The sequence below is a fragment of the Salipiger sp. genome, assembly GCF_048261495.1.
Classification (GTDB): Bacteria; Pseudomonadota; Alphaproteobacteria; order Rhodobacterales; family Rhodobacteraceae; genus Salipiger.
Genome location: NZ_JBLXFX010000003.1, coordinates 36528 through 56467, shown reverse-complemented (window position 1 = coordinate 56467; position 19940 = coordinate 36528). Strand labels below are relative to the sequence as shown.

At 69.4% G+C, this 19940-nt stretch carries 17 protein-coding genes and 1 tRNA gene; 9 read left to right on the top strand and 9 right to left on the bottom strand.

The window, feature by feature from the left end; translation table 11 throughout:
• Positions 1-34: 34 nt before the first annotated feature.
• From ACN0RJ_RS06835 to ACN0RJ_RS06805, 7 genes are all read right to left on the bottom strand, one after another.
• Positions 35-1174, bottom strand: coding sequence for a TAXI family TRAP transporter solute-binding subunit (locus ACN0RJ_RS06835; RefSeq protein WP_417719823.1), 1140 nt, complete (start codon positions 1172-1174; stop codon positions 35-37).
• 132 nt (positions 1175-1306) lie between these two features.
• Positions 1307-2290, bottom strand: coding sequence for an NAD(P)H-dependent flavin oxidoreductase (locus ACN0RJ_RS06830; RefSeq protein ID WP_417723798.1), 984 nt, complete (start codon positions 2288-2290; stop codon positions 1307-1309).
• Positions 2287-3912: an AMP-binding protein gene (locus ACN0RJ_RS06825; RefSeq protein WP_417723797.1), complete on the bottom strand. Its 1626-nt coding sequence runs from the start codon at positions 3910-3912 to the stop codon at positions 2287-2289. Before ACN0RJ_RS06825 ends, ACN0RJ_RS06830 begins: the two co-directional genes overlap by 4 nt.
• The gene (locus tag ACN0RJ_RS06820; protein ID WP_417723796.1) at positions 3909-4688 is read right to left on the bottom strand and encodes an enoyl-CoA hydratase/isomerase family protein; all 780 of its coding nucleotides are present in this window, start codon (positions 4686-4688) and stop codon (positions 3909-3911) included. Before ACN0RJ_RS06820 ends, ACN0RJ_RS06825 begins: the two co-directional genes overlap by 4 nt.
• Positions 4685-5875, bottom strand: a complete 1191-nt coding sequence (locus ACN0RJ_RS06815; RefSeq protein WP_417723795.1) for a CaiB/BaiF CoA transferase family protein — start codon at positions 5873-5875, stop codon at positions 4685-4687. Before ACN0RJ_RS06815 ends, ACN0RJ_RS06820 begins: the two co-directional genes overlap by 4 nt.
• Complete coding sequence (locus tag ACN0RJ_RS06810) at positions 5872-6618, bottom strand: enoyl-CoA hydratase/isomerase family protein (protein WP_417719818.1); 747 nt, start codon at positions 6616-6618, stop codon at positions 5872-5874. The genes ACN0RJ_RS06815 and ACN0RJ_RS06810 overlap by 4 nt, the downstream gene beginning before the upstream one ends.
• Positions 6611-7558, bottom strand: coding sequence for a hydroxymethylglutaryl-CoA lyase (locus ACN0RJ_RS06805; RefSeq protein ID WP_417723794.1), 948 nt, complete (start codon positions 7556-7558; stop codon positions 6611-6613). The genes ACN0RJ_RS06810 and ACN0RJ_RS06805 overlap by 8 nt, the downstream gene beginning before the upstream one ends.
• Positions 7559-7787: 229 nt before the next feature.
• Here ACN0RJ_RS06805 and ACN0RJ_RS06800 point away from each other — a divergent pair, with 229 nt between their 5' ends.
• The 4 genes from ACN0RJ_RS06800 to ACN0RJ_RS06785 are packed head-to-tail and all read left to right on the top strand — an operon-like array spanning position 7788 to position 11875.
• Positions 7788-8759: a tripartite tricarboxylate transporter substrate binding protein gene (locus ACN0RJ_RS06800; RefSeq protein WP_417723793.1), complete on the top strand. Its 972-nt coding sequence runs from the start codon at positions 7788-7790 to the stop codon at positions 8757-8759.
• A gap of 5 nt (positions 8760-8764) precedes the next feature.
• Positions 8765-9880, top strand: a complete 1116-nt coding sequence (locus ACN0RJ_RS06795) for an enolase C-terminal domain-like protein (RefSeq protein WP_417723792.1) — start codon at positions 8765-8767, stop codon at positions 9878-9880.
• Positions 9881-9906: 26 nt separating this feature from the next.
• Complete coding sequence (locus ACN0RJ_RS06790) at positions 9907-10365, top strand: tripartite tricarboxylate transporter TctB family protein (protein WP_417723791.1); 459 nt, start codon at positions 9907-9909, stop codon at positions 10363-10365.
• A gap of 13 nt (positions 10366-10378) precedes the next feature.
• A complete protein-coding gene (locus ACN0RJ_RS06785; RefSeq protein WP_417723790.1) occupies positions 10379-11875 on the top strand; it encodes a tripartite tricarboxylate transporter permease in 1497 nt (498 codons plus the stop codon).
• Positions 11876-11958: 83 nt separating this feature from the next.
• Here the strand turns inward: ACN0RJ_RS06785 and ACN0RJ_RS06780 are convergent.
• Positions 11959-12032 (bottom strand) — tRNA-Cys (locus ACN0RJ_RS06780).
• Positions 12033-12223: 191 nt separating this feature from the next.
• Between ACN0RJ_RS06780 and ACN0RJ_RS06775 the strand changes: the two genes are divergently transcribed.
• The 5 genes from ACN0RJ_RS06775 to ACN0RJ_RS06755 are packed head-to-tail and all read left to right on the top strand — an operon-like array spanning position 12224 to position 18794.
• Entirely contained in the window at positions 12224-13750 is a 1527-nt protein-coding gene (locus tag ACN0RJ_RS06775) for an ABC transporter substrate-binding protein (RefSeq protein ID WP_417723789.1), read from the top strand.
• A gap of 49 nt (positions 13751-13799) precedes the next feature.
• The gene (locus ACN0RJ_RS06770) at positions 13800-14717 is read left to right on the top strand and encodes an ABC transporter permease (RefSeq protein ID WP_417722755.1); all 918 of its coding nucleotides are present in this window, start codon (positions 13800-13802) and stop codon (positions 14715-14717) included.
• Positions 14714-15631, top strand: coding sequence for an ABC transporter permease (locus tag ACN0RJ_RS06765; protein WP_417722756.1), 918 nt, complete (start codon positions 14714-14716; stop codon positions 15629-15631). Before ACN0RJ_RS06770 ends, ACN0RJ_RS06765 begins: the two co-directional genes overlap by 4 nt.
• The gene (locus ACN0RJ_RS06760; protein WP_417723788.1) at positions 15628-17451 is read left to right on the top strand and encodes a dipeptide ABC transporter ATP-binding protein; all 1824 of its coding nucleotides are present in this window, start codon (positions 15628-15630) and stop codon (positions 17449-17451) included. Before ACN0RJ_RS06765 ends, ACN0RJ_RS06760 begins: the two co-directional genes overlap by 4 nt.
• Complete coding sequence (locus ACN0RJ_RS06755) at positions 17448-18794, top strand: lyase family protein (RefSeq protein WP_417722758.1); 1347 nt, start codon at positions 17448-17450, stop codon at positions 18792-18794. Before ACN0RJ_RS06760 ends, ACN0RJ_RS06755 begins: the two co-directional genes overlap by 4 nt.
• On the opposite strand, the gene ACN0RJ_RS06750 is transcribed toward ACN0RJ_RS06755, so the two are convergent.
• Complete coding sequence (locus tag ACN0RJ_RS06750) at positions 18782-19711, bottom strand: LysR family transcriptional regulator (RefSeq protein WP_417723787.1); 930 nt, start codon at positions 19709-19711, stop codon at positions 18782-18784. The genes ACN0RJ_RS06755 and ACN0RJ_RS06750 overlap by 13 nt on opposite strands.
• Between the last annotated feature and the right edge of the window lie 229 nt (positions 19712-19940).

Below are 19940 nucleotides of genomic sequence, written 5' to 3'. Positions count from 1 at the left end.
CCGGCGACGCGCGCCCGGCCGGCCCCGGAAGGGTTCAGAGGTTCTCGGAGCGGAACTGGTCCCAGAAGGCGGGCCAGTCCTTGTCCGCGAGACCCTGGTCGTCCGCCGCTTCGGTCGCGGCGGCCCAGGCCTCCTGCACCTTGGCAAGACGGGCGAGGCGGTTGGTGTTCCAGGTCTCGTCCTGTTCGGTCCAGACGCCGATCTCCTCGAAATACTTCCTGGCGCCGTCATGGCAGGGGGTATCGTAGGGCGGGTGCGCCGCATGGTTGACGTCATAGGCGGACATGACCGGGGCCGCGTCCTTGTAGAGGTCGTAGCCCTCCACGATGGCCTTGGTCATCTCGTAGACATCCTCCATCCCGGTTTCGGCATAGACCGACAGGATCGGGTAGCGGTAGCCCACCAGCGCCACCGGGTTCTCGGCCGAGGCGCCGGGGCCGCTGGTCATCGTGGCCGGTGCGAAGAGCGGCGCATTGGCGTTGATCCGGCTCCAGCCCTCGGTGTCGTCTGCCGGCACGGGCAGCCAGCCGATGCCGTTCGGGCTTGCCTCGATCTCGCGCAGGACCGACGCGCCGACCACGGCGCCCGCCGCCTCGACCGAGCCGTCGAGCACCGCCTGCAGACCGGCGGAATAGCCCGGCACCTCGATCGCCTCGACATCGTCCCAGCCGAGACCGGCAAAGGCCAGCACGCCTTCGACCTTGAAGTTGGTCGAGGGGTGGGCCTGGATCAGCGCCACGCGGCGGCCCTTGAGGTCGGCGATGGACTTGATCCCCGACGACGCGGTCGTGACGATGCCGAACAGGGCCTCGCGGCCCATCAGCGCGCGCAGATCCTGCGGCCCCCATTCGCGGGTCGAGAAATCGTAGAGCGCCTCGGAGGCGAAATAGGCCTCGTTCGCGAGATAGCCGAGAGACACCCGGCCCTGCTTGAGCTGCATCATCCGCCCGATCGAGGTGCCCGAGGGCACGACGCGGATGCGCGACCCGTGCTGTTCGATCAGGGCGTTTGCGATCGCCGTCGCCTCGATATAGCCGGAGGAGCCGACATCCGCCGCCGTCCACTGCAGTTTCGACGGTATCCCGGCGTGCAGGGCCCGGGGCATCACCAGCCCGGCACCCGTCGCCATCGCCGCGCGCTTCATGAAGGCGCGCCTTGTCAGATCGCTGATCATCTCCGTACTTCCTCCTCTTTGGTCGGGCAGCATCCCTGCCCCGGTCACATGGTCCCCGGCCGTCCGGCCCGTGGCGTCCATGGCTTCAGGCCCCGCGCGGCATTTGCGCCGGGGCCGGTCGTTCGCGGCGGCCTAGTCGTCGGCCGCCGGGCAGCTTGTCGCGCGCGGCATCGCGGCAAGGCAGTCGGCATAGCCACGGGCGATTTCGGCCACCACCTCGGCGGCGGGCATCAGGGCGCGCACCAGTCCCGTGCTCTGCCCGGCCTCGACCTTGCCGCGTGTCATGTCGCCGTCGAAGGCGGCCATCCTGAGGGTCGCGGCGGCAAAGACCGCGCGCCGCGCCTCCTCCGGCGCGCCGGCGCGTTCCAGCGCCTCCATCTCGTCGGTAAACGGGTTGGCGATGGCGCGGATCATGCCCATGCCGCGACCGACGGTGCGGGTATCGGCGACACCCGCGGCGATCACCGCCCGCTTGTAGGCATCGGACACGCCCGCCTCCGGCGTGGCGATGAAGCGGGTGCCGAAGTTCGCCGCTCCCGCGCCCAGCGCCAGCGCCGCCGCCAGCCCGCGCCCGTCCGCGAAGCCGCCCGAGGCGACCAGCGGCACCCGACCCTCGGTCGCGTCCGCCACCGCCCGCACCAGGACGAGGGTCGAGACAAGCTCGGCCGGGGGGTGGCCGCCGGCCTCGCCCCCGACGACGATCAGACCGTCGACACCCTTTTCCGCCGCCTTCAGCGCATGGGTTTCCGAGGCCACCACGTGCAGGCAGGTCGTGCCCACCGCCCGGAAGCGGTCGAGGTATTTCTGCGGCCCGCCCTGCGAGGCGATCAGCACCGGGATGCGCTTGGCTTCGAGCAGGTCGAGGATCTCGTCGGCGCCCTTGCGATAGAGCGGCATGTTGACCGCGAAGGGCCGGTCGGTGCCCGCACGCAGCCTGTCGATCGCCTGTTCCAGCGCCTCGACATACATCGGCCCCGCGGCGATCACCCCGAGCCCGCCCGCGCGGGAGACCGCCAGCGGCAGTTCCGCGTTGGACGAGGCCCAGGACATGCCCGCCTGAAGGATCGGCAGGTCGATGCCCAGAAGGCGCGTCACGTCGGTTTCGATCCGCATCATGCCGCGTCCTCCTCGGCCAGCAGCCGCCGGGCATGGTCGGCCAGCTTGGACTTCTGGATCTTCGAGGAGGCGGTCATGCCGATGTCCTCGAAGCCCTCGACGATCCAGACGTGGCGCGGCACCTTGAAGCCCGCCATGACCCCGCGCGCCCAGTCGATCAACTCTGCCGGGTCCAGCGCCGCGCCCTCGTTCAGGATGACGAAGGCGGCGCAGACCTCGACCAGCCGGTCGTCGGGCACGCCCACCACCTGCGCCTGCTTGATGGCGGGATGGCGGTGCAGACGGTCCTCGATCTCTTCGGGCGAGACGTTCTCGCCGCCCACGCGGATGATGTTCTTGAGCCGCCCGACGAAGTCCAGCCGCCCGTCCGCGCCCAGCCGCCCGAGATCCCCGGTGGCAAGCCAGCCCTCGGCGTCGAGGGTTTCGGCGGTCTTTTCCGGCATGTCGAAATAGCCCTTCATGACGGACCAGCCGCGCACCCGGATCTCGCCCGGCTGATCCGGGGCGCATTCCGCCCCGGTGGCCGGATCGACGACGCGCAGATCCAGCCCCGGTTGCAGACGCATGCGCCCGCCGGTGCGGATCTCTTCGTCCTCCCACCAACAGGATTGCGCGATGTTGGGCGAGGCTTCGGACAGCCCGTAGCCCGACACGACCTCGCGCGCGCCGAGTTCGCCCGCGACCCGGCGCAGCACCGATTGCGACCCGGCGACCCAGCCGCCGCGCAGCGACAGGCGGCGCGCGGGGCGGTCGGGGTGGTTCAGCAGCATCAGCGCCATGGTGTCGTTGCCGGAGAAATGCGTGCAGGCTTCCGCCTCCATCATCGCCAGCGCCTCGCCCGGTTCGAACCGGGTCATGGTGACCAGCGTCGCGAGGTTCTGGAGGCAGGCGAGCATCGACAGCGTGGTGCCCGCCACGTGAAAGAACGGCCGCGCGGAATGGAACCGGTCCCCGGTGCGCAGCCCGATCCGCTGCCCCGAGACAAAGCCGTTGCCCAGCATCGAGCGATGGCTGAGCATCACGCCCTTGGGATAGGCCGTTGTGCCCGAGGTATACTGGATCAAGAGCGTGTCGTCCGGCCGTGCCTGCGGACCGGGATCGGCGGGTGTGCCCGCCGTCATCCCGGACCAAGCCGACGCGGCGGGCGGAACGGTGTCGCCCAGAACCACGATGCGTTCGAGGTCCGGCAGCGCCGCGTCCGGCAGCGCGCCGGGACGGTCGATGGCGGGCAGGATCTCGCGCAGGGTGGCGATGAAATCGGCGTTGAGCAGCCGGTCGGCGGTGAACAGCACCCGCACCCGCGACTGCCGCAGGGCATAGGCGATCTCGTCCGCCTTCAGGCGGGTGTTGACCGGGACCGAGACCGCGCCGAGCGTGCCGAGCGCGAGAAACAGCGTCTCGAATGCGACCCCGTTGCCGAGACAGAGCCCGACGTGATCGCCCCGGCCGATGCCCGCGGCATGAAGCGCCGCCCGCAGCGCGGCGACGCGGCCGGCCAGTTCGCCGAAGGTCACACGCCCGTCGGGGGCGACCAGCGCCTCGACGTCCGGCGCAAGCGCGGCGGCGCGGGCCAGCGCGTCCTGCACCACCGTCGGACAGAGGGTTTCGAGGGCGAACGTCATGCCTTCTGCTCCTTGCCGGCCGAGCCGATCTGCGCGCCGAACCGGTCCACGCCGCCGCGCCAGTCGCTTTCCGACAGCAGCCGGTCGATCGCCGCCAGTTCGATGCGGATTCCCGACGACAGGTCGGTCCGCGCCCCCTGGTCGATGCAGTGCTTGGTGAGACGCAGGGCAAGCGCAGGCGCCCGCAGGATGCGTTCGGCCATCTCGTCCACCGTCGCGGCAAGATCCGCCGCGCCGGTCAGCGTGGTGACAAGCCCGATGCGATGGGCCTCTTCGGCCTCCATCACCCGGCCGGTGTAGAGCAGTTCCTTGGCCCGCGGCACGCCGACGACCCGCTGCAGGCGCTGGGTCGCCCCGACCGTGCCCCATTGCGGTTCGGGAAAGCGGAAGGTGGCGGCATCGGAGGCGACGATGAAATCGCAGCTCATGGCGATCTCGCCGCCCGAGCCCACCAGCGCGCCCTGCACCTGCGCGATCACCGGCAGCGTGCAGTTGCCGATGGTCTCGTAGGCGAGGAAGGCCAGTCGGCGGCGCGCCTTGACCCAGGCCTCGTCCCGGCCCTTGCGCTCCTTGAGATCGGCGCCGGCGCAGAACACCGGACCTTCGGCGCGCAGCACCACCAGCCCGGCATCGGGCATCGAGGCGATCCGGGTGAAGGCCTCGATGAGATCCTCGCACATCGCCAGGTTCAGCGCATTGCGCGCCTCGGGGCGGTTCAGCACCACGTCGACGCGGGCGCCGTGATCCTCCAGCCGGATCAGTCCGTTGACTGTCATTGCACGATCCCCTTCTCGTAAAGCGCCGCGATCGTGGCCTCGTCCAGCGCCAGTTCCTCGCGCAGGATGCGGCCGGTGTCGGCGCCGAGCTTGGGCGGCGCCTCGAAGCGGTGGTCGTCATAGCCCGAATAGCGCAGCGGCGTGCGCAGGCCCGGCGTCGGGCCGCGGTCGGGATCGTCATAGGTCGCGACCATGCCGCGGGCCCGGATATGCGGGTCGTCCAGGATCTCGGGGACGGTGTTCACCTCGCCCGCCGGGACGCCGACGGCGCGCAGGGCGGGCGCAAGTTCGCCCCGCTCGCGCTGCGAAAAGGCCCCGGCAAGGGCGCGCGTGACCTCGTCCCGCCGCGCCACCCGGTCGGCATTGCGCGCAAGGCCCGCGTCCGCTGCCATCTCCTCCAGCCCCAGCGCGTCGCAGAGCTGCGGCCAGTGCTGGTCGGAGGCGGACACGAAAAGCCAGTCGCCGCCCTTGCAGGCAAAGGCCGAGGACGGCACCCGCCCGAGATGTTCGGTGCCGGTCCGCGTCGGGGTTTCGCCCAGCGCGAAGTGGCGCGCGGCGGGCAGGCTCAGCAGGCTGACCTGCGCGTCCATCATCGCCATGTCGACGTGGCAGCCCCGGCCCGAAGCCGCCCGCCCCACCAGCCCGGTGAGCGCCGCGATCAGGATCCACAGCCCCGAGGTCAGATCGGCGAAGGGCAGGCCGACCTTGGCGGGCGGTCCGTCCGGATGGCCGGTCAGGTCGATGACCCCCGACAGGGCCTGAAAGATCGTGTCATATCCCTTGCGCCGGGCATAGGGTCCGGTCTGGCCGAAGCCGGTGTTGGAGACGTAGACAAGGCGCGGATTGGCTTCCTTCAGCGCCTCGTAGCCCAGCCCCATGCCCTCCATCCCGCCGGGCAGGAAATTCTCGACCAGGACGTCGGCATCGGCGGCAAGGTCGAAGGCAAGGCGGCGGCCCTCCCCGGACTTGAGATCGACGGCGATGGATCGCTTGGACCGGTTGAAGGCGGCGTAATAGGCGCTTTGTCCGCCGGCAAAGACCGGCTCGAAGACGCGGCTTTCGTCGCCGGTGCCGGGGCGCTCGATCTTGGTCACCTCGGCGCCGTATTCGGCCATGACCTGCGTCGCCATCGGCCCCGCGAGGACCCGGCTGAAATCCACGACCCGGATGCCGTCGAGCGGTCTCATGCCCCGCTCTCCCGGAACGAGCGCATGAGCGCGTTGACGTCGCGCCCCGCCAGCATCGCGGCGTCGAGCGGCAGATCCTCGACCCTGTACATCAGGCTCTTGGCGGCGCGCATGGCGCGGGGTTCGGCCCTGGCCCAGACCTCGGCGATCTCCAGCGCGGCGGGCAGAGGATCGCCGCTCACCACGCGGTTCACCAGCCCGAGGGCCCGCGCCTCGTCGGCGCCGATGAGACGGCCGAGCGAGATCATCTCGAACGCCTGCTTGCGCCCCAGCGCGCGGACCAGTCCGGTCATCACCAGCGCGGGCACGATGGAGTGCTTCACCTCGGGATAGCCGAATTTCAGAGTGTCCGAGACCACGACCATGTCGCAGCCGATCGCCAGCCCGGCCCCGCCGCCGACAGCCGCGCCGTGCACGGCGGCGACCACCGGCTTCGCCATCTTCTGCGCCGCCATCTGAAGGCGGCATGTGAGATCGGCCCGCGCTTCGACCGCGCCCGACCGGGCGGGGGTCAGGTGCTTGAATTCCGAAAGATCCGCCCCGGCGCAGAAGCCGCGCCCGGCACCGGTCAACACCACGGCCCGGATGTCGTCGTCGGCATCCGCCGCGAGCAGCGCATCCAGCAGTTGCTGCGTCAGCGCCGTGTTCAGCGCGTTCAGCTTGTCGGGACGGTTCATCGTCACGATGCGGATCGCGCCGCGATCCTCGGTCAGCAGCAGGTTTTCATCGGACACGTCAGACATTCTCCCTCTCCTTGGTCTCGGTGGCGGGGCGCCACAATCCGGTGCGCGCCACGCGCGACAGCAACCGGCGGCCGAGCGCCTCCTCGCAGGCCGAGGAGGCACGCATCATCGCATCGAGGTCGATGCCGTGATCCAGCCCTTCGCCCTCGAAAAGCGCCACGAGGTCCTCGGTCGCCACGTTGCCGGTATCCCCGGCACCGTAGCTGATCCGGGTCGGATGGCCGCCGACCCCGCCCATGGCGCTGTCGAAGCGGGTGGAACCGGCCTCGAGCGCGGCCACGGCGTTCGCGATGCCCGCACCGCGCGTGTCGTGGAAATGCGCCACGGGCACGATCGCCGGCACCTCGTCCAGCAGCCGGCGGAACAACGCCCGCACCTGTCGCGGAGTCCCGGCCCCGATGGTGTCGCCCACGGTCAGCAGCTCGCAGCCGAGGTCGGCAAAGCGGGCGGCATCCTCGACCACGCGACCGGGATCGACCGGACCCTCGAACGGGCAGCCGAGCGCCATGGAGATCACGCCGACCAAGCGGAAATTGCCCCGACCCAGCGCCGCCATCCCGGCGACCCGCTCCCACTGACCTTCGCGCGTGGTGCGCAGGTTGCGCGCGGTATGGGATTCGGTCGCCGACACGAGCAACGAGATTTCCTCGGCCCCGTGTCCGGCGGCGCGGTCCTCCAGCGCGCGCGAGACCGCGCGGGGGTTGGGACAGGTCGCCTTGAAGGCCACGCCATCGCGGCGCGGCAGATGCTTCAGAAGCTCCGATGCATCGGCAAATCCCGGCACCCGCTGCGGATGGGAATAGCTGGTCGCCTCGATCCGGCGGAACCCGGCGGCCACGAAACCCGCCAGCAGATCCAGCTTGATCGCGGTCGCGGGCACGACGGGTTCGTGTTGCAGCCCGTCGCGGGCAAAACATTCGCAGATCACGATCTCCGGCATGACGCCTCCTTCAAACTCGTTGCCTTTATCAACTATATCAGGATTGACATCAACCATTATCTTCGCCATCCCTCCCTCGCAGATATTTTAAGAATTTCAACTACTTGCCTTCATTTTTACAGTCATCCCCGCCGAAACGGCACCAACGGACCCGATATTTTTGTTGATTTTGACAACCATATTTGTGCTGATGTTAACCACATGAGGATCACGAAAGGGAGGAGATTCGATGATCAACCGCCGTACCGTTCTTTTGTCCGGGGGCGCCCTTGCGGCCCTGGCGCTCGGCACCGGGTCCGCGATGGCCGCCGGGTATCCGGAGAAATCCATAGAGCTGCTGATCCCGTTTTCCGCCGGGGGCGGGAACGACCAGGTGGCGCGGGCCCTCGCCGCCGAACTGGACGGCATCCTCGGCCAGAGCGTCGTTCCGATCCAGAAGACCGGCGCGGGCGGCTATGTCGCGGCGCAGGCCGTGGCGACGGCGGCACCGGACGGATACACCCTCGGGCATCAGTCGCTCGGCACGTTGATGCTCGGCAGCCTGATGAAGGAACAGGTGCTGGACCCGATGACCGAGCTGCGCTTTGTCGCGCAGATGGCGCTGATCCAGTCCGCCATCGCGGTCAGGGCCGACAGCCCCTACCAGACCCTCGACGACCTCGTGGCCGCGCTGAAGGCGGCGCCCGGCGATCTTGCCTGGGGACACACCGGGCGCGGCGGCTTCCACTTCGTGAACGGCGCCTCGCTGCTGGCGGCGACGGGCACCGAAGCGCTGGACGTGCCGTTCAAGGGCAGCTCGAACACCGTGGCGGCGCTGCTCGGGGGCGAGATCGACTATGCCTTCCTGTCGACCTCCAACTACCTCGGGTTCGAGGACGAGATGCGCATTCTCGCCTTCGCGGCGGATCAACGGGACGACCTTCTGCCCGATGTGCCGACCGTCGCCGAGGCGGGGATCGACATGGTGACGGTGGCCACGCCGTCGGTCATCACGGTGCACAAGGATACCCCGGACGAGATCGTGACCGCGCTTCAGGCGGCGATCCGCGAGGCCGTCGCCCGCCCGAGCTACCGCGAGCGGCTGAACGGCATGGGAATCGCGCCGGTCTTTGCGGACGAAGCGCAGATCCTGGCCTACCTCGACCGCAACCTCGGCCCGTGGAAAGAGCTGGTGGACGCGGCTGCGGCCACCGCCGGCTGAGGATCATGCGCCGGCTCGCCCGCATCACGCTCTGGGAACTGTCGCTGCCCCTTGCCGCCCCGGTCAGCTGGACCGTGGGCGGCAGCGGGCAGGAGGTGCCCTGCATTGTCGCGCTGTTCGAGGATGGCGACGGCCGGCGGGGCGCGTCCGAGATCCTCTGCCGGCCCGAATGGAACGGGGTGACGCCGGGCCTGCTGGCGCGGGCCGTCTCCGACATGGCCCGGCCGCGGCTGCATGACGCGGACGGGGAGGACGCCGACGCGGCGCTGACCGCGCTTGCGCCGATCCGGGGCGCCATGGCGCTGACGGCGCTCTGCGACAATGCCTGGCGCGACATGGTCGCGCCGGCCCCTGCCCCGCTGGCGCCCGTCCGGGTCGCCGACCTGCTGACCCGCGCTCCGGCCGGCGCCATGGCCGAGGCCGCGCTGGCGGCCCGCGACGGGTTCGGCATCACGGCGTTCAAGGTGAAGCTCGGTCAGGGTCTTTCGACCGACACGCAGGTGTTGCACGGACTTCGCGATGCGCTCGGCGACGGGGCCGAAATCTCGGGCGATGCCAACGGCGCCTACGGGCTTGGCGACCTTCCCGAGCTGCTGGCGCTCGCCGCCGATACCGGGTTGAGCTTTCTCGAAGATCCCGTGCCCCTCGCCCCGGACGCGGCGCTGGACGCGGCCCTGCGCGGGGCCGCGGTGCCGGTTCTGGCCGACAAGGCCGTCACCGGGACCGAACTTCTGACCGCGTTCCGCGAGCGCGGGGTCACGCAGGTTTCGGCCAAGCCGACGCGGCTCGGCCGCGGTATTGCCGGGCGGATCGCGGCGCAGGTGCATGGCGCCGGCGGCCGGATCTGCAACGGCACCTATTCCGAAAGCGCGCTGGGGGCGGCAGGACAGATCGCCTTTGCCCAGGGCCTGCCGCCCGGCCTCGCCCAACCGCACGAAATCGCCTTTCACCGGGGGCTCGCCGCGCAGATCGCCGAGCTGCCCGTCATCGCCGACGGACTGGCGGCCCCGATCTGCGGGCGGCTCGCCGACCGGCTGGACATGACCGCGCTGACCCGCCTGGCACGGGCGCGCCACGATCTCGGACCGGCGCGGACCGCCGCCCGCAAGATCCCGCATTAAAATCCCGCATTCCTGAGGAGGATCACATGACGAACGCAAGCAAGGACATGCTTGGCGGTGCATTGCTGTTCGCGGCAGGGCTCTGGGTCACGCTCTACTGCGTGGCGCACTATGACCTCGGCAGCCTGCGCCGCATGGGAACGGGGGCCTATCCGGCACTGGCGGGCAGCATCCTCGCGCTGCTCGGCCTCGCCATCGCGCTGCCGCCATTGCTGCGCGGAGACCGCCCGACCCGCTTTGCCCTGCCGCCGCTGCGGGCAAGCGCGGCCGTGCTCGGCGCGGTCCTTGCCTTCGCGCTGCTGGTCCGACCCTTCGGATTGTTTCCGGCCATCGCGGCGCTGGTGAGCCTGTCGAGCCTCGCCGGGGAGGAGCGCCCGACACCCGGCACCCTTGCTGCGATGATCGCCGCGCTCTGCCTGCTGGCCTGGCTGGTATTCGGCCTGGGCCTGTCGCTGGGGCTGCACATGCTGGACTGGCCGTGGTGAGGGGCGCGGGACAATGATCGACAACATCCTTCTCGGCCTGCAGACGGCACTGGCGCCGGTCACGCTCGGGTACTGCTTCCTCGGCGTCTTTCTCGGCACGCTGGTCGGGGTCATTCCCGGCATCGGTCCGCTGACGGCGATCTCCATGCTGCTGCCGCTGACCTATCACCTCGACCCGACCACCTCGCTCATCATGCTTGCGGGGATCTGGTACGGCACCGGCTACGGCGGCTCGACCGCGGCGATCCTCGTGAATATCCCGGGCACCACGTCCAGCGCCATTTCCTGCCTCGACGGGCATCCGATGGCGCTGCAGGGCAAGGGCGCGGCGGCGCTGCTGATGACCTCGGTCGCCAGCTTCGTCGGGGGTGTCATCGGCATCCTGATGCTGATGGCCTTCGCCCCGACCATCGCGCGCTACGCGCTCGGCTTCGGCTCTGCCGAATACTTCTCGCTCATGGTGCTGGGACTGGTGGCCGCCAGCGCGGTGAGCGACGGTTCGGTCGCCAAGGCGCTGGCCATGGTGGTCCTGGGCATCCTGTTCGGCACCGTCGGCATCGACCTCTACACCGGGGACGAGCGCCTGACCCTCGGCATCCTCGAGATGAGCAACGGAATCGGCCTCGTGCCGCTCGCCATGGGGGTCTTCGGGATCGCCGAGGTGGTGTCCAATGCCGGGTCGGGCGCGCGCCGCAGCTTCGACCGTGCCAGCGTGTCGCTGCGTGCCATGCGCCTGCCACGCGCCGAGGTCGCACGCTCGATCCTGCCGATGCTGCGCGGCAGCGGCATCGGCGGCTTTTTCGGCGCCCTGCCGGGCACCGGCCCCTCGGTCGCGTCGTTCTTTGCCTATGCGCTGGAGAAGCGCCTGTCGCGCACGCCGGAACGCTTCGGCAAGGGCGCGATCGAAGGCATCACGGCGCCGGAATCGGCCAACAACGCCGCCGACCAGACCGCCTTTGTCCCGACGCTGACCCTCGGCATTCCCGGCAGCGCGACCATGGCACTGATGCTGGGCGCGCTGACCATCCACGGCATCGCGCCGGGGCCCAAGCTGCTGACCGATCAGCCGATGCTGTTCTGGGGGCTCATCATGTCGTTCTGGGTCGGCAACCTGATGCTGCTGGTACTGAACATCCCGATGATCGGCCTCTGGGTGCGCCTGCTGCTGGTGCCCAACCGCTACCTCTACCCGGCGATCCTGATGTTCATCGCCATCGGCACGCTGAGCCTGCACAACGCCACCTTCGACATCTGGCTGGTCGCGGGGTTCGGACTGCTCGGCATCGTCATGCGTTGGCTGGATTTCCCCGCCGCCCCGATCCTGCTGGGGTTCGTCCTCGGGCCGATGATGGAGGAACATTTCCGCCGCGCGATGCTGCTGTCGCGGGGAGATCCCATGACCTTCCTCGAACGGCCGGTGAGCGCGGTGGTGCTGCTGGTCGCGGCGGGCATGCTCGCCATGGGCATCCTGTCCCACCGCAAGGCCCGCCGGCGCCTCGCCACGAGCTGAGCGGACAGGCTCCGCCGGACGGCGTCCGGCGGGCTGGCCCCTTGGGGGCGGGCCTGCAATACGGATGTTTCAGAAGGGGGCTCTGGAGGCGAGTACCGGAATCGAACCGGTGTGGACGGATTTGCAATCCGCTGCGTCACCACTCCGCCAACTCGCCAGAGTGGGGTTCTCCATAAGTTTTCCCTCGGACGCCGTCAAGCAGATAACCACCGGGGTTTCGGGGCTCGGCCACGCCTCGGCCGGACCGGGAGGTCAGTTGCAGGAATTGCAGCAGATACTCTGCCATTTGCAATTCCTGTAAGAAACTTCCTCCGATAGGCTTCGGCCCAGCATTCAAGGGAGGATGACATGCTGACCAGACGTTGGCGCACTCTGTGCATGGCGAGTGCGGTCGCACTGACCGCCGCCGCCGGCCCGCTCTTCGCGGGGAAATCCGATGACACGCTCCGGGTCGCGATGGCCGAGGAGATCCTGAACCTCGACTACAACTACACCACCAAGCGCGAATACATCATTCTTGCGCAGCTGACCGATGCGACTCTGTTCGACATCGATTCCGCGACCTCCGAGATCCGGCCTTCGGTGGCGACCGGCTACACCTTCGTCGACGACACCACGCTGGACGTGACGCTGCGCGACGACGTGACCTTCCACGACGGCTCCGCGCTCACTGCCGAGGACGTCGCCTATACCTACAACTGGATCAACGGGCCGGAGAGCGAATCCAACGCCTCGGGCGTGGTCGAACGCTGGCTCGACACTGCCGAGGTGATCGACCCGACCACCGTCCGCTTCCACCTCAAGTCGGTCTATCCGCTGGTGCTGCGCGACATGGGCGCGCGGATCATGCTGCGCAAGGCCGGCACCTATGATGCGGGCGGCACCGTGGACCGCGACGCCATGGCGAGCCACCTGATCGGCACCGGCCCCTACAGGGTCGTGTCCTTCGAGCCGGGCACGGAACTGGTCCTGGAACGCTACGACGGTTATTTCGGCACGGCTCCGGCCATCCGCAACATCGTGGTGCGCAACATTCCCGACATCGGCACGCAGCAGGCCGAACTGATGTCGGGCGGGGTCGACTGGCTGTTCAAGGTGCCGCTCGACCTGGCGGAAAGCCTCGGCCAGACGCCGATGGCCGAGCACCTGAGCGGCCCCGACCTGCGCGTCGGCTTCATCGTTCTCGATGCGGCGGGCATGACGGATGCGGACGGCCCCCTGACCAACGTGCTGGTGCGGCGAGCGATCAACCACGCGCTCAACACGCCCGAGATGGCGAAATACCTGATCGGCGGCTCGGCCGAGGCCATCCATACCGCCTGCCACCCGGCGCAGTTCGGCTGCGACCAGGACGCCGTCGCCTATCCCTACGATCCGGACAAGGCCAGGGCGCTGCTGGCCGAGGCGGGCTATCCCGACGGCTTTCCGCTGGAACTCTGGGCCTATCGCGACAAATCCGCGGCCGAGGCCGTGGCCGCCGATCTCGAAGCCGTGGGCATCGACGTGGACCTGCGCTACGTCAAGCTCGAAAGCCTCAACCAGGCGCGGGCCAAGCACGAGATCCCGGCCTACATCGGCACCTGGGGATCGGGCGGGACCGCGGATACCGCGGCCATCGCGCGCATCCACTTCGCCGACTCCGACCGCAACTTCTCGGGTGACGATGCGCTGAAGGAGATGGTGCTGTCCGCCGAACAGACCAACGATCCCGCCGAGCGCAAGGCCATCTACAGCGACGCCATCGGGCATATCGCGGACCAGGCCTATTGGGCGCCGCTGTTCAGCTACTCGGCGAACTACCTCGTCTCTCCGGACCTGAACTTCCCGCTTGACCCGGACGGCCTGCCCAGGCTGCAGAATTCGAGCTGGAAATGACATCTGCGGGGCGGGCTTCGGCCCGCCCTTCCCGGGGGGAGAAGACTTCATGCTGAGATACATCGCGCTGAGGGCGGTGCTGGCGATCCTGGTCGCCTTCACCGTGTCGCTGGCCGCCTTCCTGCTGCTGAACGTGGCGACCGACCCGGCCCATGCCATCGCGGGGGAGGATGCCACCCCGGACGTGGTCGAGGCGATCCGCGCCCGCTACGGCCTGGACCGGCCCCTGCCCGTCCGTTACGCCGACTGGCTCGGCGGCGTCGTGCAGGGCGATTTCGGCGAAAGCTACTACTGGCACAAGCCGGTGGCCGAACTGGTCGCGGACCGGGCGGACGAGACCATCACCCTCGCGCTTTCGGCGCTTGCGGTGACCATCGCCATCGCCGTCCCCCTCGGCGCGCTGGCGGCGCTCAATCCCAACAGCTGGATCGACCGCTTCGCGCTCGGCGTGGCGGTGTCGGCGCAGGCGGTGCCGAATTTCTGGCTCGGGCTCATCATGATCATCCTGTTCGGCGTGACCTTCCCGATCTTTCCGGTCTCGGGGGACGACACCTGGCGGCACTTCGTGCTCCCGGCCTTCGTGCTCGGCGCCTCCTCGGTGCCCGCGGTGATGCGGCTGACGCGGACCGGGCTGATCGAGGTCATGGGGGCCGACTACATCCGCACCGCGCGCTCCAAGGGGTTCCGGGGCTGGCAACTGCTGCGCCGTCACGCCCTGCGCAACGCGATGCTTCCGGTGATCTCGGTCCTGGCGGTGCAGCTGGGACAGAAGTTCGGCGGCTCCGTCATCACCGAATCCATCTTTGCCATCAACGGACTGGGACGGCTGGCGCTTGAATCCATCCTCGGCGCGGACATCCCGACCGTGCAGATGTTGATCTTCGTCTTCGCCATCGTCTTCGTCGTAATGAACCTGATCGCCGACATCCTGAACGCGGCGCTGGACCCGAGGATCCGTATCGGATGACCGACACCGACATCACCCTTGCCGCGGTCGAGGCCGAGCACGACACCGACACGCTCACTCCCGGCCAGATCTTTCGCCGCCGGATGTTCGGACACACCGGCTTTCTGATCGGCGCCGGGCTGATCGGGCTGATCGTGCTGATCGCGATCTTCGCGCCGCTGCTGGCGCCGCACGATCCCTTTGCCCAGTCCCTCAGCAGCCGGATGCTGCCGCCGATCTGGTCCGAGGGCGGCTCTCCCGACCATCTGCTCGGCACCGACCAGAACGGACGCGACTACCTCAGCCGGCTGATCTACGGCACCCGCGTGTCGATCACCATCGGCATCGGCGCCGCAACCATCGGGCTGCTGATCGGCGTGACGCTGGGCGTGCTGGCCGGATATTTCGGCGGCTGGGCGGACCATGCAATCAGCTTCCTGCTGACCGCGCAACTCGCCCTGCCGGGCCTGCTGCTGGCGATGGCGCTGGTGTTCATCATCGGCCCCTCGATCTGGGTGGTGATCGGCATCGTGGGGGTGCTGCACTGGACCTATTACCTCGTGGTGACGCGGGCCGCGACGCAACGCATCCGCAACCTCGATTTCGTCGCCGCCGCCGCCGCGTCGGGCGCCGGGGCGCGGCAGATCCTCTGGCACGAGATCCTGCCCAACCTCATGTCCTCGATCATCGTGATCTTCACCTTCGAACTGGGCATCGCGATCCTCGCGGAATCGAGCCTGTCGTTCCTCGGAGTCGGCATCCAGCCGCCCACCCCGAGCTGGGGGCTGATGATCGCCGAGGGCAAGCAGGCGATGTTCTACCGGCCCTGGCTGGTGATCCTGCCCGGCATCTGCCTCTTCCTGCTGGTCATCGGGGCGAACCTGATGGGCGACGGGCTGCGGGATGTCACATCTCCGGAGGGCCGCGACGGATGACACGTCTTCTCGACATTCAGGACCTGGGCGTGACCCTGCCCCTGCCCTCGGGCGATCTGCACGCGGTGCGCGGCGTCGGACTGAGCCTCGATCGCGGGGAATCCCTCGGGATCGTCGGCGAAAGCGGCTCGGGCAAGTCGATGAGCGCGCTGGCGCTGATGCGGCTTCTGCCGAGCGGCGCCCGCAGCGGCGCGACGGCGCTGCGGTTCGACGGTCAGGACCTTGCCGCGCTGGACGACCGCAGCTTTGCGCAGCAGATCTGCGGACCGCGCATCGGCATGATCTTTCAGGAGCCGATGACCTCGCTCAACCCGGTCTACACCATCGGGCGGCAGATGACGGAATCCGCCGTCGCCCGCGGGCTGCTGTCCGGGGCGCGGGCGCAGCGCAAGGCCGTCGACCTGCTCGACCGCGTCGGCATCCCCGACCCGGAGATCCGGACGGGCCAGTACCCGCACCAGCTTTCCGGCGGCCAGCGTCAGCGCGTGATGATCGCCATGGCGCTGATGCTCGACCCCGAGCTTCTGATCGCGGACGAACCGACCACGGCGCTGGACGTGACCGTGCAGGCACAGATCCTCGACCTGCTCGACGATCTGCGCCGAGAGCGCGAGATGGCGATGATCCTGATCTCGCACGATCTCGCGGTCGTGGCGGAACGGACGGACCGGGTGGCCGTGATGTACGGCGGCGAAATCATCGAGGAGGGCAAGGCCGGCGACGTGCTGCGCCAGCCCGCGCACCCCTACACCCGCGCGCTGCTGCACGCGATTCCCCGGCTCGGCGGCGCTCCGGCCCGGCTGACGGCGATCCCCGGCATCGTGCCGTCGCTGCTGCGCGCGCCCGAGGCCTGCGTCTTTGCCCCGCGCTGTGCCTACCGGCGGGCGGAATGCACCGCCGCGCCGCCGCCCCTGCGCGACCATGGCGACGGGCACCGTTGCCGCTGCGTGCTGACCGAACCGCCGCGCGCCGCCCGCGTGGCCGAACCGCTGCGCCGAAGCCCCGCGATCGGCCAAGAGCCGGTGATCGCCGCAAGCGACATCAGCCAGGTGTTTTCCTCCCGCAAGGGCCTGTTCGGCCCCCGCCGGGAGATCCGCGCCGTCGACGGCGTGTCGCTCGAACTGAAGCGCGGCGAGACGCTGGCCCTGATCGGGGAGAGCGGCTCCGGCAAATCCACGCTGGCGCGGATCATGCTGGGCCTCTCCGCCCCCACCGAGGGGACGGTCACGATGCTCGGCCGGCCCGTCGCCAGCCTGAGCGGGACCGAGCGGGCAAGCTTCGTCCAGCCGGTCTTTCAGGACCCCTATTCCTCGCTCAACCCGCGCCGACGCCTGTCCGAGATCATCGCGCGGCCGCTCGAACTTGCCGGGACCGGAGACCGCAGCTCGCGCGCGGCGGCGGTGCGCGAGGCGATGGACCTCGTCCGCCTGCCCGAGCGGCTGCTGCATGCCTACCCGTCGCAATTGTCCGGCGGCCAGCGCCAGCGCGTCGCCATCGCCCGCGCCCTCGTCACCCGCCCCGAGGCGCTGGTCTGCGACGAGCCGACCTCGGCGCTGGACGTCTCGGTCCAGGCGCAGATCCTGAACCTGCTCGACGACCTGCGCGCCGAAATGGGGCTGACCTGCCTCATCATCACCCATGACATGGCGGTGGTGCACCAGGTCGCGGACCGCGTGGCGGTGATGCTGAACGGCCGCATCGTCGAGGAAGGCCCCGCCGCCCGCGTGCTGGACCATCCGGCCAGCGACTATACCGCGCGGCTGCTCGCCGCCGCCCCGCGGTTCGAAGACCGAGACACCACACTGGAGACTGCCCGATGACCGCCACCGACCCCGCACTCACGCCCGCGACGCTGTTCGCGCGTGAAACGCTGTGGCAGTCCTATCTGGATGTCGAAGCCACCCTGGCCGAGGTTCAGGCCGAGCTGGGCGTGATCCCGGACTGGGCGGCGGCCGACATCCGCGCCGCGGCATCGCTGGACCGCATCGGCCCGGCGGCGCTGATGGCCGACATCCGCCGGACCATGGCGCCGATCCTGTCGCTGACCCGGCTTCTGGCCGATGCCTCGGGCAAGGCGGGCGCCTATGTTCACTGGGGCGCGACCACGCAGAACGTCATGCAGACCGGCCGCATCCTGCTGATCCGGCAGGCCGACGACGCGATCCGCCGGGCGCTGTCGCGCGTCGTGCGGCGGCTTGGCGGGCTGGCCGGAACCCATGCCGAAACGCTGATGGTGGGGCGCACCAACCGCCAGCACGCCCTGCCGATCACCTTCGGCTTCAAGGTCGCGGGCTGGATCGAGGAACTGGACCGGGCCGCCGACCGTCTCGACGGCGGCAGGGACCGGTTGTTCGCCCTGCCCTTCGGCGGCGCGGTGGGGGCGATGCACGCCTTCGGCACCGACGGGCGCGAGATCAACCGGCGGCTTGCCGCGCGGCTCGGCCTGCGCGAACTGCTGGTGCCGGGACGGACGAGCAACGACCTCTTCGCCGATTACGTTGTGCAGCTGTCGCTCCTGGCGATGACCATCGAGCGGATCGCCTCCGAGCTCTACCTGCTGATGACGCAGGAAATCGGAGAGATCGCCGAGACCCTGGATGCCGGCACGGTCGGGTCCTCGACCATGCCGCACAAGATCAACCCCAAGTTCGTCGTCAAGGTGCTGGCCGAGGCGGCAGAGCTGCGCGGCATGGCCGGGACGGCGCTGGAAACCGGGCGCTCCAGCCACGAGGGCGACGCCGCCAACAACCAGCTACTCGGCTCCGTGCTGGACCGTGCGGTGCCGCTGGCCTGGACTCTGGTCGAGGGTTTCGACGGGCTGCTTGCGCGGATCGCGGTGGACGACGCCCGCATGGCCGCGAATGCCGGGCTGACCGGCGGTGCCATCGCCACCGAGCGCCTGATGATGCAGCTTGCTCCGATGACCGGACGCGCCGCGGCGCACGATCTCATCCACCACGCGCTCGACCACCGCCGGGACGGCGCCACCGTGGCCGAGGCGCTGCTGGCCGATCCCAGGATCGGCGCGCATCTCGATGCCGACGGCATCCGCGACGCGCTCGACCCCTCGGGCTATTGCGGCGACAGCGCGCGCATCGCCCGCGACGCGGCGGCCCTGGCCGACCGGCTGGCGCGCAGCCTCGCCGGAGATCAGATCAGGTAGAGCAGATCCGCCAGCGAGGGATCCTCGCCGCGCTGCGTCTCGATATCCGCGCTCAGCGCGTCGAGGACCTGTTCGGACAGCTCGGCGCGCGGCCCGCGTGCGTGGATGCTGGCATAGGTGATCCAGTGTTCCCCGGCGAGCGGACGCATGGCCAGACCCGCCCGCGCGGCGCGCGGAAAGGTCACCGGGTCGATCAGCGTCAGGCCGAGCCCGTGGCGCACCATCTCGACCGTGACGATGGTCGATCCGGTCTCGAAAGCGACCAGCGGGCGCAGCCCCGCCTCTCCGGTCAGTTCGTCGAGCCGCTGCCGCCAGCGCTGCCCGGCACCGAGGGACACCAGCGGATAGCGCGCGAGGTCGGGCACCGCGATCTCTTCCTGCCCGGCGAGGGCATGTCCGTCGGGCATCAGCACGCAGAGCCGGCTGCGCAGCAGCGGCATGATGTCGAGCGGAATGATCTCGTTCTCGACCGGCAGCGAGATGAACCCGAGGTTGTAGCCCCGCGCCGCCACCTTGCTTTCGATCTCGAACCGGCTTTCGGTGTGCACCGTGCACTGGAAATCCAGCCCCGACCGTGACAGCCGCCCGATGGCGGGAACGATCAGGCCGGCGGCCAGCGGCGCGGCTGTCACGATGGAAAGCCAGTTGCGCGCCCGGCCGCGGATGTCCCGCGCGATGGTCGGGATTTCCTCGATCCCGTCCAGCGTGTTGGTGATCTGCTGGTAGAACAGCGCCCCCTCCTCGGTCAGTTCGAGGTTGCGGCGATCGCGCGAGAACAGCGTCAGCGACAGCTGCGATTCAAGCTGGCCCAGCATCCGGCTTGCGGCCGAGGCCGAAAGGTTCAGACGGTCCGCCGCTTCCGACAGCGAGCCGGTCAGGACGATGTTGCGGAACAGCTGGAGCCCACGCAGGTTCATGGCCATCTCTCTTGCATTATTCGCAAGAGTTGAGCGATTAATCGCAGTTTTGTCAACCGGAGGCTCTGCTACCCTGCCCGCATCGCCGCGCGGAGGAGCGCGGTGCAATCGGGAGCCCCCCCATGCCGGAGGCGGAACATCTGCCCGCAATACGGGCGACGGGCGCGCGGAACGGACGGCAATCGGCCCGCCGAGCGCGATGTCGCGCGGTGCGGGCAGCGACATGCCG